This is a genomic window from Actinotalea sp. Marseille-Q4924 (genome assembly GCF_916618755.1).
Taxonomy (GTDB): Bacteria; Actinomycetota; Actinomycetes; order Actinomycetales; family Cellulomonadaceae; genus Actinotalea.
In genome coordinates this window covers 175,492-188,151 of sequence record NZ_CAKAKB010000004.1, presented here as the reverse complement: position 1 = coordinate 188,151, position 12,660 = coordinate 175,492, and the positions used below count along the sequence as shown (strand labels likewise).

Below are 12,660 nucleotides of genomic sequence, written 5' to 3'. Positions count from 1 at the left end.
CGGAACGCTAGCGGGGGCGGCGTCGGGGCGCCGCGTGCCGCGCCCGGTGGCGCACCGGGCAGCAGCGTCCGGCCACGGTCGGCCTCGCCCCCGCCCGCCGTGCTCTGACCGGCGCGCTTTGCCGTGCCTTGGTTACCCTCGGTGGGAACCCGAGGAGCTGATGCCGTGACCTACGCGCTGGTCGTCGTCGCCAACCGCCTGCCGGTGGACATCACCGTCGAGGAGGACGGCAGCACGAGCTGGAGCCGCTCGCCCGGAGGCCTCGTCAGCGCGCTGGAGCCGATCATGCAGGCTGCCGACGGCGCGTGGGTCGGCTGGGCGGGCAAGCCGGACGTCGAGGCGGAGCCGTTCGACGGCGACGACATGCGCCTGGTGCCGGTGACGCTGAGCGAGGCCGAGGTCGGCGACTACTACGAGGGCTTCTCCAACGACACCTTGTGGCCGCTGTACCACGACGTCATCAGCCCGCCGGAGTTCCACCGGCGCTGGTGGGACGCCTACCGCAAGGTCAACCGGCGCTTCGCCGAGGCCGCCGCGGCGCAGGCCGCCGAGGGCGCCACCGTGTGGGTGCAGGACTACCAGCTGCAGCTCGTCCCGGCACTGCTGCGGGAGATCCGGCCGGACCTGCGCATCGGCTACTTCCACCACATCCCGTTCCCCCCGCTGGAGATCTTCGCCCAGCTGCCGTGGCGGCGGCAGGTCGTGGAGGGGCTGCTCGGCGCCGACCTCATCGGCTTCCAGCGCGCCGGCGACGCGGGGAACTTCGTGCGGGTCGTCCGCCGCCTCACCGACCTCACGACGAAGGGCCAGGTCGTCCACTGCCCCGGGGCGGACGGGGCGGCCGGCCGCGAGGTCCGGGCCGCCGCGTTCCCCATCTCGATCGACTCCTCCCGGTTCGACGCCATGGCCCGCCAGGAGGACGTCCGGGCCCGTGCGCGGGAGATCCGCCGCGACCTCGGGGACCCGCGCGTCCTGCTGCTCGGCGTGGACCGCCTGGACTACACGAAGGGCATCCGGCACCGGATCAAGGCCTTCGGCGAGCTGCTCGAGGAGGGTCGGCTCGGGGTGCCGGACGCGGCCCTCGTCCAGGTGGCGAGCCCCAGCCGGGAGAACGTCGAGGCCTACCAGCAGCTGCGCGAGGAGGTCGAGCTCCTCGTCGGCCGCATCAACGGCGAGCACGGCCAGATCGGTGCCGCGGCCATCTACTACCTGCACCACTCCTACCCGCCGGACGAGATGGCCGCGCTGTACCTGGCGGCCGACGTCATGCTCGTCACGAGCCTGCGCGACGGGATGAACCTCGTCGCCAAGGAGTTCGTCGCCGCCTGCACGGACGAGCGGGGCGTCCTGGTGCTCAGCGAGTTCACCGGCGCGGCCGACGAGCTCGGCGGCGCCCTGATGATCAACCCGCACGACATCGACGGCATGAAGGACGCGATCGAGCGCGCCGTGCACATGGAGCCCGCCGAGCAGCGCCGCCGGATGCGCAAGCTGCGCCGGCGCGTGCTCCACGACGACGTGGCGCGCTGGTCGAACCGCTTCCTGTCCCACCTCATGGACGACCCGCCCCACGCCTTCGGCCCGCGCGACGTGGGACCGTCCGAGCCGTCCACGGGCCGCGCCCTGTGAGCGCCGTCCCGGGCGCCGACGACGCCGCGCGGGCGGTCGCGGAGGTCGTGGCCGCCGTCCGCGACGGCGGGGCGCTCCTCGCGCTGGACTTCGACGGCTGCCTCGCCCCGCTGCAGGACGACCCGGAGCGCAGCCGGGCCCTCCCCGCGGCGGTCACCGCCCTGGACCGGCTCGCCGGCGTGCCCGGCCTGCACCTGGCGATCGTCTCCGGCCGCGCGCTCGGCGACCTGTCCGCCAAGGCGGAGGTCCCCGCGGGGACGCACCTGGTCGGCTCGCACGGCGGCGAACGGGGCCACCGCCGCGACGGCGAGGTCGTGCCCGACTCGGTCGACATCGACCCCGCCGGCGCCCGCCTGCTCGCCGAGCTGACCGCGGCGCTCGAGCGCGCGGTGGCGGCCGTGCCCGGAGCACGCGTCGAGCACAAGCCGGCCTCCGTCGTCCTCCACACCCGCACCGTGACCGACGGCGACGCCGCGGCGCGGCTCACCGAGCACGCACTCGCCCTGGGGGACCGCGAGGGCGTCGACGCGATGCGCGGCAAGGCCGTCGTCGAGCTGTCGGTGCTCGACGTGACCAAGGGCGACGCCCTGGCGGCCCTGCGCTCGGCGCTGGGGGTCGACGTCGTCGCCTACGCCGGGGACGACGTCACGGACGAGCGGGCCTTCGCGACGCTGCGGCCCGGCGACGTGTCGGTGAAGGTCGGCGACGGTGAGACCGCCGCCCGCTTCCGCGTGGCCGACCCGGACGCGATGGCCGAGCTCCTCACGCGCCTGGCTGACGCGCTGACCTGAGCGGCACCGGTCGCCACGTCACCCGCGGGAGCCCGACGCGCCCGTCGTCCGCCGTCACCGGGACGGCGGACGCCTGCGCCTCGCCGGACCAGGTGTGGCAGGATGGCGCCGTCGCGTCTGCGACGTGGGTCACAGCGGACCACGCCTCGGACGGGGCCTCGTCGACGAGGCCCGCACGACGCATCCACTTCACGACGGATCGTCCGGCACGTACCTGCCGGTGAAGGGAAGTACCTCATCATGGCTACGGTCACCTACGACCACGCGACCCGGCTCTACCCGGGCACCGACCGCCCCGCGGTCGACGCGCTCAACCTCCACATCGAGGACGGCGAGTTCCTCGTCCTCGTCGGCCCCTCCGGCTGCGGCAAGTCCACGTCGCTGCGCATGCTCGCCGGCCTCGAGGACGTCAACTCCGGGCGCATCCTCATCGGTGACCGCGACGTCACTGACGTCCAGCCGAAGGACCGGGACATCGCGATGGTGTTCCAGAACTACGCGCTGTACCCGCACATGTCCGTCGCCGACAACATGGGCTTCGCGCTGAAGATCGCGGGCACGCCCAAGGCGGACATCCGCAAGCGCGTCGAGGAGGCCGCGAAGATCCTCGACCTCTCCGAGTACCTCGACCGCAAGCCGAAGGCGCTCTCCGGTGGCCAGCGCCAGCGTGTCGCGATGGGCCGCGCCATCGTGCGTCAGCCGCAGGTGTTCCTCATGGACGAGCCGCTGTCGAACCTCGACGCCAAGCTCCGCGTCCAGACGCGCACGCAGATCGCGTCGCTGCAGCGCCGCCTCGGCGTCACGACCGTCTACGTCACGCACGACCAGACCGAGGCCCTCACCATGGGTGACCGGATCGCCGTGCTCAAGGACGGGCTCCTGCAGCAGGTCGGCACGCCGCGCGACATGTACGACACCCCGTCCAACGTCTTCGTCGCGGGCTTCATCGGCTCCCCGGCGATGAACATCGGCTCGTTCCGCGTCGCCGACGGTGCCGCGCAGCTCGGGCAGACCCGCATCCCGCTCGAGCGCTCGGTCCTCTCGGCCATCACGGCGGAGGACAAGGGCCACATCACGATCGGCTTCCGCCCGGAGTCGCTCGACGTCGTGACCCAGGCGCAGGACGGCGCCATCCCCGTCGAGGTCAACCTCGTCGAGGAGCTCGGTTCGGACGCCTTCGTCTACGGCGCCCTCGCCAACGCAGGCGCCGAGGCCCGCGAGATGCACTCCGGCGCCGGCGACGCGCAGATCATCGTCCGCGTCGACCCGCGTCAGGTCCCGCGCAAGGGCGACACCGTCTGGGTGGCCGTCCGTCCCGGTGAGCGCCACGCGTTCTCCGCCTCCACCGGTCAGCGCATCGCCGTCTGACCTCCTGCATCACCCGCGAAGGGGCGGGCGGCTCCGGCCGTCCGCCCCTTCGTGTCTTCCGCACCGCGCCGCCCTCCGGGCGCCCAGCACACCGAGGACACCGCCGTGCCGCAGTCGCTGCAGATCACCGCCGCCGCCCCGGACCCCGCCCTCCTGGACCTGCCGTGGGACGTGCCCCTGGAGGAGTGGCCCGACAAGGTGCTGGCGGCGCTCCCCCGCGGCATCTCGCGCCACGTCGTGCGCTTCGTCAAGATGTCCGGCCGGGTCATCGCCGTCAAGGAGATCGGCGAGACGGTCGCGTTCCGCGAGTACGAGCTCCTGCGCGCCCTGCAGCGGCTGCGCGTGCCGAGCGTCGTGCCGGTCGGCGTCGTGAACGGCCGCCGGGACGCCGACGGCGAGCGGCTCGAGACGTGCCTGGTCACCCAGCACCTGCAGTTCTCGCTGCCCTACCGGGCGCTCTTCAGCCAGCAGCTGCGGCCCGACACGATCACCCGGCTCGTCGACGCGCTCGCGGTGCTCCTGGTCCGGCTGCACCTCACCGGCTTCTACTGGGGCGACGTGTCGCTGTCCAACACCCTCTTCCGCCGGGACGCCGAGACCTTCGCGGCGTACCTCGTCGACGCGGAGACCGGCGACCTGCACGACCGCCTCTCCGACGGCCAGCGCGCCTACGACCTCGAGGTGGCGCGGGTCAACATCATCGGCGAGCTCATGGACCTCGAGGCCGGCGAGCTGCTCGAGCCCGACGTCGACACGATCGCGATCGGCGCCGCGCTCGTCGAGCGCTACACGGACCTGTGGGACACGCTCACGGGCGCGGAGTCGTTCAGCACGGGTGAGCGCTGGCGCGTGGCCGCCCGGATCGAGCAGCTCAACCGGCTGGGCTTCGACGTGGGCGAGCTCGACATCACGACGGACGTGGACGGGACCACGGTGCACATCCAGCCGAAGGTCGTCGACGCCGGCCACCACTCCCGTCGCCTCATGCGGCTGACGGGCCTGGACGTCCAGGAGAACCAGGCCCGCCGCATGCTCAACGACCTCGACTCCTACGCCGCCGCCACCGACCGGCAGGGCGAGGAGGAGGAGTTCGTCGCGCACGACTGGCTGACGACGGTCTTCGAGCCGGCGGTGCGTGCCGTGCCGCGCGAGCTGCGCGGCAAGCTGGAGCCCGCGCAGATGTTCCACGAGATCCTCGACCACCGCTGGTACATCTCCAGCGAGCAGGGCCGGGACGTCCCGTTGCCGGAGGCCGTGGCCAGCTACGTCGAGAAGGTGCTGCGGCAGCGCCCGGACGAGAAGTCGATCCTCGGCGTCACCGACACGGCTGTGCTGCCCGTCGTCCGGGACTGACGCCGTCAGGTCTGCGACGGCTGCGCGAGGGCCCGCGCGAGCGCGTCGACCCCGAACGTGAACGCCGCGTCGACGTCGCCGCCCATCCGGAAGGCGTCAGCGAGCTCCATCGCCACGAACCCGCTCGCCCACGCGGTGATCGTCCGCGCGGCCGGGAGGGCCTGCTGCGGCCCGGCCAGCTCGGCGGCGAGGCGCAGGACCGTCGCGGCCGCCCGTCGCGAGACCTCCGGGTCGGGCCGCGTCCCCTCCGCACCCGGGCTGAGGACGAGGCGGAAGGCGGCCGGCCGCGCGTGGGCGAACCGGCGCAGGGCGCTCGCCGCAGCCTCGAGCCCGTCCCGGGGCGTGGTGCCCGGCGGGGCGGCGGCCTCGAGCGCGACGCCCAGCTCGGTGGCGGCGTCCTCGGCGACGAGCCTGACCAGGGCGTCCCTGCCCGGCACGTGCTTGTACAACGACGGCGCGCGGACGCCGACCCGCTCCGCGACCGCCTGCATGGTGAGTCCGCCGGGACCGTCGGCCTCGAGGAGCTCCGCCGCCGCACGCCGGATGGCGGCGAGGGACGTGCGCTGCGGTGCGGGCATCGGACCTCCGTATGCTATTGCACATAGCCTTCATGGCTAGTTACATTAGCCATCATCACCCGTCCGGCACACGGAGGCAACCGTGCAGATCACCCCGTCCCTGCGTCGCATCGGCAACGACCTCGTCGCCGCGTACCTCGTCCTGGCGGACGACGGCGTCACCGTGGTCGACGCCGGGCTGAGCGGGCACTGGCGGGCCCTCGTGCGCGAGCTCGCCGACGCGGGCCGCACCCTGGCCGACGTCCGCGGGGTCGTGCTGACCCACGGGGACACCGACCACCTGGGCTTCGCCGAGCGCCTGCGGCGCGAGCACGGCGTCCCGGTCCTCGTCCACGCCGACGACGCCGCCCGGGCCCGCGGCGAGGAGCGTCCTCACGCCCACTGGGGCAGCTGGCGCCTGCGTCCGACCGGCCAGTTCCTGGCCTACGCCGCCACCCACGGAGGTCTCCGGACGACGTACGTCCGGGAGGTCCAGGAGGTCGCCGACGGCGACGTCCTCGACCTGCCCGGCCGGCCGCGGGTCGTCGCCCTGCCGGGCCACTCGCCCGGCAGCGTCGCGGTCCACGTCCCGGCGGTCGACGCGGTCATGGTCGGTGACGCCCTGACGACGCGCCACGTCCTCACCGGCCGGACCGGCGCACAGGCTGCGCCCTTCACGGACGACCCCGCGCAGGCGCTGGCGAGCCTGGACCGGCTCCGGGCCCTGGACGCGCGCTGGGTCCTGCCTGGCCACGGGGCGCCGTCCGACGCCGGCACCGCCGCCGTGGTCCGTCAGGTGCGCGAGCGGATCCGCGCGACCTCGTAGAGGCTGACGCCGGCCGCGACACCGGCGTTGAGGGACTCGACGGCCTCCCGGATGGGGATCGAGGCGATGACGTCGCAGGTCTCCCGCACGAGCCGCCCCAGGCCCTTGCCCTCGGAGCCGACGACGAGGACGACGGGGTCGGTCGCCACGTGCAGGTCGGCCACCGCGGTCGTGCCCCCGGCGTCGAGGCCGACGACGAAGCAGCCGTCGCGCCGCAGCTCCTCCAGCGCCCGGACGAGGTTCGTCACGCGCGCCACGGGCACGCGGGCCGCCGCACCGGCGGAGACCTTCCAGGCGGCCGCGGTGACGCCGGCGGCCCGCCGCTCCGGCACCACGACGCCGTGCGCCCCGAAGGCCCCGGCGGAGCGCAGCACCGCCCCGAGGTTGCGGGGGTCGGTGATGCCGTCGAGCGCGACGACGAGGGGCGGCTCCCCCGCCCGCTCGGCCCGCGCCAGGATGCGGTCGAGGTCGACGTAGCGGTACTCGGGGACCTGCATGGCGACGCCCTGGTGGACCAGGCCGTCGGTGAGGCGGTCGAGCTCGGCCTTGGTCACCTCGAGGATCGGCAGCCCCTTGTCCGAGGCGGTCTTGAGGATCTCGCGCGTGCGCTCGTCCCCCTCGATGCTGCGCGCCACCCAGACGCCGTCGCAGGGCACGCCCGCCCGCAGCGCCTCGACGACGGAGTTGCGCCCGGAGACGATCTCCACGCCACCGACCTCGCGGCGCCGGCGGGCCGCCGGCGTCGTCGAGCGGCCCGCGGGCGCCCCGGACGTCCGGCGCTCTCCCGTGCCGGTCCTGGCGTCCTTGCGCTCCTGCCGCTCCTGAGCGGCCTTGCGCTTGGCGGCGACGTGGTACGGCCGGTCCTCGGCCTTCGGCGTCGGCCCCTTGCCCTCCAGCGCGCGCCGGTTCTTGCCACCGGTGCCGGCGGTGGCGCCCTTCTTGCTGCCGGGCTTGCGCGTCGCGCCGCGACGCTGGGAGTTGCCGGCCATCAGTCCTCCAGATCGGTGGCGAGCGCCCAGCGCGCGCCGGTGGGTGAGTCCTGCACGACGACACCGGCCGCCGCGAGGCGGTCGCGGACGGCGTCGGCGGTCGTCCAGTCCTTCGTGGCGCGCGCCTGGGCGCGCGCGTCGAGCTCCGCCTGGACCAGGGCGTCCAGGGCTCGTGCCGCCCGGCCGTCGCCGTCCGCGGCGGCCCAGCGCGCCGGGTCGAGCCCGAGCACGTCCAGCATCGCCCGCACCGCCACCAGGGCGGCTCGGACGACGGCGTCGTCGGCGCCCTCCGCCAGCGCGGTGTTGCCCGCCCGCAGGTGCTCGTGCACGACGGCCAGGGCTGCGGAGACGTTGAGGTCGTCGTCCATCGCGGCCACGAACGCCGCGGGGAGCCCGGCCGCCGCGACGTCGTCGAAGGTCGGCGTGCCCACGCGCTCCTGCGCGCGCGCGACGAAGCCGGCCAGACGGACCCAGGTGGCCTCGGCCTCGTGCACCGTCTCGTCGGTCCACTCCAGCATCGAGCGGTAGTGCACCGAGGCGAGCGCGTAGCGCAGGACCACGGGCGCGGCCTGCTCCAGCAGCGTGGACACGAGCAGGGAGTTGCCGAGCGACTTGCTCATCTTGGCCCCGCCCTGGGTGACCCACGCGCTGTGCAGCCACATGGAGGCGAAGCCGTACCCGGCGGCGCGGGACTGGGCCTGCTCGTTCTCGTGGTGCGGGAACCGCAGGTCCAGGCCGCCGCCGTGGATGTCGAAGGCCTCGCCCAGGTACCGCTGTGCCATCGCGGAGCACTCGAGGTGCCAGCCGGGACGGCCCCGCCCGAACGGGGTGGGCCACGCGGCGCCGGACGGGTCCGACCCCTTGACGCCCTTCCACAGCGCGAAGTCCCGGGGGTCGCGCTTCGCCGGGCCGTCGCCCGCGCCGCCGTCGTCGTCGGGCGCGGGCGGCAGGTCCTCGGGGCGCTGGTTCGTCAGCGAGCCGTACTCCGACCAGGAGCGGACGTCGAACCACACGTCCCCCGGGCCGGTGACGTAGGCGTGCCCGCGCTCGACGAGCCGCTCCATGAGCTCGACCATCTCCGTGACGTGGCCCGTGGCGCGGGGCTCGTACGTCGGCGGCAGGACGCCCAGGGTGTCGTAGGCCGCCGTGAACTCGCGCTCGTGCCGCTGCGCCCACGCCCACCAGGGGACGCCGGCCTCGGCGGAGCGCGCCAGGATCTTGTCGTCGATGTCGGTGACGTTGCGGATGAGGGTGACGTCGTACCCGCTGCGCCCCAGCCAGCGGACGAGGACGTCGAACGCCACCGCCATGCGGACGTGACCGATGTGGGGCGAGCTCTGCACCGTCGCGCCGCACACGTACATGCCGACCCGCCCGGCGCGCAGCGGGACGAGCTCGCGCAGGCCGCGCGTCGCCGTGTCGAAGAGCTGGAGGGTCACCGCGCAAGGGTACCGGCGGGCCGGGTCCCAGGGACCCTCGACCCTGGACGTGGGCCTGACCTGCACGAAAGGATGGGGCATGGTGCGCAGCGTGGTGGCGACCGCCTACGGCGGACCCGAGGTCCTGGCAGTGGTCGAGTCCGACCCGGGCGTCCCCGGCCCGGGCCAGGTGCTCCTCGAGATGAGGGCGGCGGGGGTGAACCCCGCCGACTGGAAGTCGTACAACGGCACCTGGGGCCGGGACCCGGCCAAGCTGCCGCTGCGGATCGGCCTCGAGGTCGCGGGCGTCGTCGGCGCCGTCGGGCCCGACGTGGACTGGCCCGCGGTCGGCGACGAGGTCGTGGGCTGGCCGGTCCGGGGCGCGTACGCGGACCGGGTCGTGGTCCCGGCGGACGTCCTCGTGGCCAAGCCGCCGTCGCTGGAGTGGACCGCCGCCGGTGGCCTGCTGCTCACCGGGACGACGGCGTGGCACGCCGTGACCGCCGTCCACGCGGGCGCCGGCGACACGGTGCTCGTCCACGGGGCGAGCGGCGGCGTGGGGGCGATGGCGGTCCAGTTGGCGCGGATGCGCGGCGCGCGCGTCGTCGGGACGGCCTCGGCGTCGAACCACGACCACCTCGTCGCGCTGGGTGCCCTGCCGGTCACCTACGGCCCCGGCCTGGCGGACCGCGTGCGCGCCCTGGCTCCCCGCGTCACCGCCGCGATCGACACCGTGGGTTCCGACGAGGCGCTCGACGTCTCGCTCGAGCTCGTCGGGGACCGGCGCCGCGTCGCCACCGTCGCGAACTTCCAGCGCGGTCCCGCGCTCGGCGTGCAGGTCCTCGGCCACGTGCCCGGAGCCGACCCCGGCACGACGGTCCGGGCCGACGCGCGCCGCCGGCTCGTGGAGATGGCCGGCGACCGCCGCCTGCGCGTCCTCGTCGGGGCGACCTACCACCTGGCCGACATCGCCCGGGCGCACCGCGCGAGCATCGACGGTGTGGTGACGGGGAAGATCGTCGTCGTCCCCTGAGCGGCACGGCGTGCTGACGGCCGCGAGGGGCGGCCGTCAGGCCGGCGGCGCGGTGGGGACGACGAGCGCCGTGGCGATCGCCGCGACGCCCTCGCCGCGGCCCGTCAGGCCGAGGCCGTCGGTGGTCGTGGCGGACAGGCTGACCGGGGCGCCGCAGGCCGCCCCGAGCGCCGCCTCGGCCTCGGCGCGGCGCGCGCCGACGCGCGGGCGGTTGCCGATCACCTGCACGGCGACGTTGCCGATGCGGAAGCCCGCGGCGCGGACGCGCCGCGCCGCCTCGCCGAGGAGCGCCGCGCCCGAGGCACCGGCCCACTCCGGCTCCGACGTGCCGAAGTTCGACCCGAGGTCGCCGAGCCCCGCGGCGGACAGGAGCGCGTCCGCGGCCGCGTGCGCGGCGACGTCGGCGTCCGAGTGGCCGGCCAGGCCGACCTCGCCCGGCCAGTGCAGCCCGCCCAGCCACATCGGGCGACCGCTGCCCGCGGCGGCGAAGGCGTGGACGTCGACGCCGACGCCGGTCCGGGGTGTCGCGTCGCTCACGGGTGCCCCTCCTGAGCCCGTCCGCCCGTCCCGCCGCCCAGGAGGGCCTCCGCCACGAGCAGGTCCCGCGGCGTGGTCACCTTGGCGGCGTCGACGTGCCCCTCGACGAGGGTGACCGCGGCGCCGAGCGCCACGCACAGCTGGGCGTCGTCGGTCGCGGCGGTCGCCTCGTCGGCGGCACGGTGGGCCGCGGCGAGGTGCGCGCGGCGCAGGAGCGCCGCCTCGAAGCCCTGCGGGGTCTGCACGGCGCGCAGGCGGGTGCGGTCCACCGGCCGGACCCCGGCCGACACGTCCACGACCGAGTCGGTCACGGGGACGACCGGCACGACGACGTCGGCACCGCTCGCCACCGCCTCGACGACCCGTCGGACGACGTCCGGCGGCGTGAGCGCCCGGGCCGCGTCGTGGACGAGGACGACGGTGCGCGGGGCTCCGTCGGTCGCCGCGCCGTCGTGCCCGGCGACCTCGTGCGCGCCGAGGAGGGCCGCCACGCCGGCAGCCACCGATGCCTGCCGGGTGGGCCCGCCGACGACGCACCTGGCCGACGCGGGCGTCCCACGCCGCGTGCTGTCGGCGACGGCCCTCCGCACGACGGCCTCGAAGTCGGCGCGGTGCTCCGACGGGACGGTCACGACCACGTCGTCGACGACGCCGGACGCCCAGAGCCCGCGCAGGGCGCGCTCGACGAGCGGCGTCCCGGCGACGGGCACGAGCGCCTTGGGCACGGCGTGCCCCAGTCGCGACCCGCTGCCGGCGGCGGTGAGGACGACGACGGCCCGCACGCCGCCACCGTCGCCCCGGGGGGCGTGCACGTCGTCCACGGGGCTCAGCCGGGTGTGGTCGTGCGGATGGGGGTGCGGGCCGCAGGTGCTGTCAGGAGGCCAGGACCTCGTCGAGGATGGCCTCGGCCTTCTCCTCCTCGGTGTGCTCCGCCAGCGCGAGCTCGGAGACGAGGATCTGGCGGGCCTTGGCCAGCATGCGCTTCTCGCCGGCGGACAGGCCGCGGTCGGCGTCGCGGCGGGAGAGGTCGCGCACGACCTCGGCCACCTTGATGACGTCGCCGGAGGCGAGCTTCTCGAGGTTCGCCTTGTACCGGCGCGACCAGTTGGTCGGCTCCTCGGTGTACGGGGCGCGCAGGACGTCGAAGACCTTCTCGAGGCCCTCCTGCCCCACGACGTCGCGGACGCCGACCAGGTCGACGTTCTCGGCGGGTACCTCGATCGTCAGGTCGCCCTGGGCGACCTTCAGCTTGAGGTACATCTTCTCTTCGCCCCGGATCGTGCGCTTCTTGATCTCCTCGATCAGTGCAGCGCCGTGGTGCGGGTAGACAACGGTCTCGCCTACGGTGAAGGTCATGTCGCGGACGTCCCCTTTCGCGGAGGTCCATCTTAACACGGCGCGGGCGGGACCCCCGGTCACGTCCGACCGTCGCCGCAGGTCAGCGCACTGGAACCGGTCCGACCCGGCGCACCGGGACGGGTCCGAGGGGACTCCGGTGGCCACCGGAGGCGGTCTGCGCGTGGCCCGACGACCGCAGGCTGACCGCACGGCCGCGCGCGTCCGGTGACCCAGTACCCTGGGCGCAGCCCGCGTCCGCCCGCGTGGCGTCCTCGACCGACGTGACCAGGAGACCCTCCGTGGCGAAGCGCTCGACCCCCTTCCCGACCCGTCGCACGGCGTCCGTGGCGGCCGTGCTCGCCACGACGGCCCTGCTCGCAGGGTGCTCGGCGACGAACCCGATCACGACGGATTTGGACTACGACCCGTCGGACGGCGTGGGTGAGCGGCTGGGCGACGTGCGCGTCGGCAACATGATGGTCCTCACGGCCGAGGAGGGCGCGGCCGGCACCGTCGTCGGCTTCGTCGCGAACGAAGGACGTCAGGACGCGTCCGTCGTCCTGACGGTGGGCGAGGAGCAGAGCGACGCCATCGACGTCCCCGCCGGGAGCACCGTGCTGCTGGGCCCCGACGCGGACGAGACGGTCGACGTCGAGGCGGTGCCCGCCATCCCGGGCAGCAAGCTCGCGGTCACGCTCACGACCGACGTGGCCGGCGCCACGACCCTCCAGGTTCCGGTCCTCGACAGCACGCTGCCGGAGTACGCCGACCTCGTCCCGTGAGCACGACGGACTCCGCCTGAGCACCGGCTGCGACGCTCG

Annotated in this window: 13 protein-coding genes; 7 read left to right on the top strand and 6 right to left on the bottom strand. The window is 74.9% G+C overall.

The genetic code is table 11. The annotated features are described in order from the left end of the window. Positions 1-165: 165 nt before the first annotated feature. The 4 genes from LG379_RS13655 to LG379_RS13640 all read left to right on the top strand — a co-directional run bounded on the left by LG379_RS13655 (position 166) and on the right by LG379_RS13640 (position 5,141). A complete protein-coding gene (locus LG379_RS13655) occupies positions 166-1,629 on the top strand; it encodes a trehalose-6-phosphate synthase (RefSeq protein WP_225755140.1) in 1,464 nt (487 codons plus the stop codon). Beyond that, a complete protein-coding gene (otsB, locus tag LG379_RS13650; RefSeq protein ID WP_370634526.1) occupies positions 1,626-2,420 on the top strand; it encodes a trehalose-phosphatase in 795 nt (264 codons plus the stop codon). The genes LG379_RS13655 and otsB overlap by 4 nt, the downstream gene beginning before the upstream one ends. A 240-nt stretch (positions 2,421-2,660) precedes the next feature. Further along, positions 2,661-3,788 carry an ABC transporter ATP-binding protein gene (locus LG379_RS13645; protein ID WP_225755139.1) on the top strand — a complete coding sequence of 376 codons (1,128 nt, stop codon included), beginning with the start codon at positions 2,661-2,663 and terminating at the stop codon, positions 3,786-3,788. Positions 3,789-3,893: 105 nt separating this feature from the next. Next, on the top strand, positions 3,894-5,141 hold the full coding sequence (locus tag LG379_RS13640) for a DUF4032 domain-containing protein (protein ID WP_225755138.1): 1,248 nt from the start codon (positions 3,894-3,896) through the stop codon (positions 5,139-5,141). A gap of 5 nt (positions 5,142-5,146) precedes the next feature. On the opposite strand, the gene LG379_RS13635 is transcribed toward LG379_RS13640, so the two are convergent. Next, positions 5,147-5,719 carry a TetR/AcrR family transcriptional regulator gene (locus LG379_RS13635; RefSeq protein WP_225755137.1) on the bottom strand — a complete coding sequence of 191 codons (573 nt, stop codon included), beginning with the start codon at positions 5,717-5,719 and terminating at the stop codon, positions 5,147-5,149. 82 nt (positions 5,720-5,801) lie between these two features. Between LG379_RS13635 and LG379_RS13630 the strand changes: the two genes are divergently transcribed. After that, entirely contained in the window at positions 5,802-6,524 is a 723-nt protein-coding gene (locus tag LG379_RS13630) for an MBL fold metallo-hydrolase (RefSeq protein ID WP_225755136.1), read from the top strand. Here LG379_RS13630 and rlmB read toward each other — a convergent pair. Together rlmB and cysS are read right to left on the bottom strand one after the other, a co-directional pair. After that, positions 6,491-7,513 carry a 23S rRNA (guanosine(2251)-2'-O)-methyltransferase RlmB gene (gene rlmB / locus LG379_RS13625; protein WP_225755135.1) on the bottom strand — a complete coding sequence of 341 codons (1,023 nt, stop codon included), beginning with the start codon at positions 7,511-7,513 and terminating at the stop codon, positions 6,491-6,493. The genes LG379_RS13630 and rlmB overlap by 34 nt on opposite strands. Continuing rightward, the gene (cysS, locus tag LG379_RS13620; RefSeq protein WP_225755134.1) at positions 7,513-8,952 is read right to left on the bottom strand and encodes a cysteine--tRNA ligase; all 1,440 of its coding nucleotides are present in this window, start codon (positions 8,950-8,952) and stop codon (positions 7,513-7,515) included. The genes rlmB and cysS overlap by 1 nt, the downstream gene beginning before the upstream one ends. Before the next feature lie 79 nt (positions 8,953-9,031). Here cysS and LG379_RS13615 point away from each other — a divergent pair, with 79 nt between their 5' ends. Continuing rightward, positions 9,032-9,964: an NADP-dependent oxidoreductase gene (locus tag LG379_RS13615; protein ID WP_225755133.1), complete on the top strand. Its 933-nt coding sequence runs from the start codon at positions 9,032-9,034 to the stop codon at positions 9,962-9,964. A gap of 36 nt (positions 9,965-10,000) precedes the next feature. Here LG379_RS13615 and ispF read toward each other — a convergent pair whose 3' ends face one another. The 3 genes from ispF to LG379_RS13600 are packed head-to-tail and all read right to left on the bottom strand — an operon-like array spanning position 10,001 to position 11,857. Then, positions 10,001-10,501 (bottom strand): 2-C-methyl-D-erythritol 2,4-cyclodiphosphate synthase, encoded by a 501-nt coding sequence (gene ispF, locus LG379_RS13610; RefSeq protein ID WP_225755132.1) that lies wholly within the window; start codon positions 10,499-10,501, stop codon positions 10,001-10,003. Then, a complete protein-coding gene (locus tag LG379_RS13605; protein ID WP_225755131.1) occupies positions 10,498-11,322 on the bottom strand; it encodes a 2-C-methyl-D-erythritol 4-phosphate cytidylyltransferase in 825 nt (274 codons plus the stop codon). The genes ispF and LG379_RS13605 overlap by 4 nt, the downstream gene beginning before the upstream one ends. Positions 11,323-11,374: 52 nt before the next feature. Further along, entirely contained in the window at positions 11,375-11,857 is a 483-nt protein-coding gene (locus LG379_RS13600; RefSeq protein WP_034225045.1) for a CarD family transcriptional regulator, read from the bottom strand. Positions 11,858-12,138: 281 nt separating this feature from the next. On the opposite strand from LG379_RS13600, the gene LG379_RS13595 reads away from it, so the two are divergent. Next, complete coding sequence (locus LG379_RS13595) at positions 12,139-12,621, top strand: hypothetical protein (protein ID WP_225755130.1); 483 nt, start codon at positions 12,139-12,141, stop codon at positions 12,619-12,621. The last annotated feature ends 39 nt before the right edge of the window (positions 12,622-12,660 follow it).

Bases quoted from the DNA above. Each gene is read 5' to 3' on its own strand.
- LG379_RS13645 (WP_225755139.1), top strand. From the start codon at position 2,661: ATGGCTACGGTCACCTACGACCACGCGACCCGGCTCTACCCGGGCACC.
- LG379_RS13635 (WP_225755137.1), bottom strand. From the start codon at position 5,719: ATGCCCGCACCGCAGCGCACGTCCCTCGCCGCCATCCGGCGTGCGGCG.
- rlmB (WP_225755135.1), bottom strand. From the start codon at position 7,513: ATGGCCGGCAACTCCCAGCGTCGCGGCGCGACGCGCAAGCCCGGCAGC.
- LG379_RS13615 (WP_225755133.1), top strand. From the start codon at position 9,032: ATGGTGCGCAGCGTGGTGGCGACCGCCTACGGCGGACCCGAGGTCCTG.
- LG379_RS13600 (WP_034225045.1), bottom strand. From the start codon at position 11,857: ATGACCTTCACCGTAGGCGAGACCGTTGTCTACCCGCACCACGGCGCT.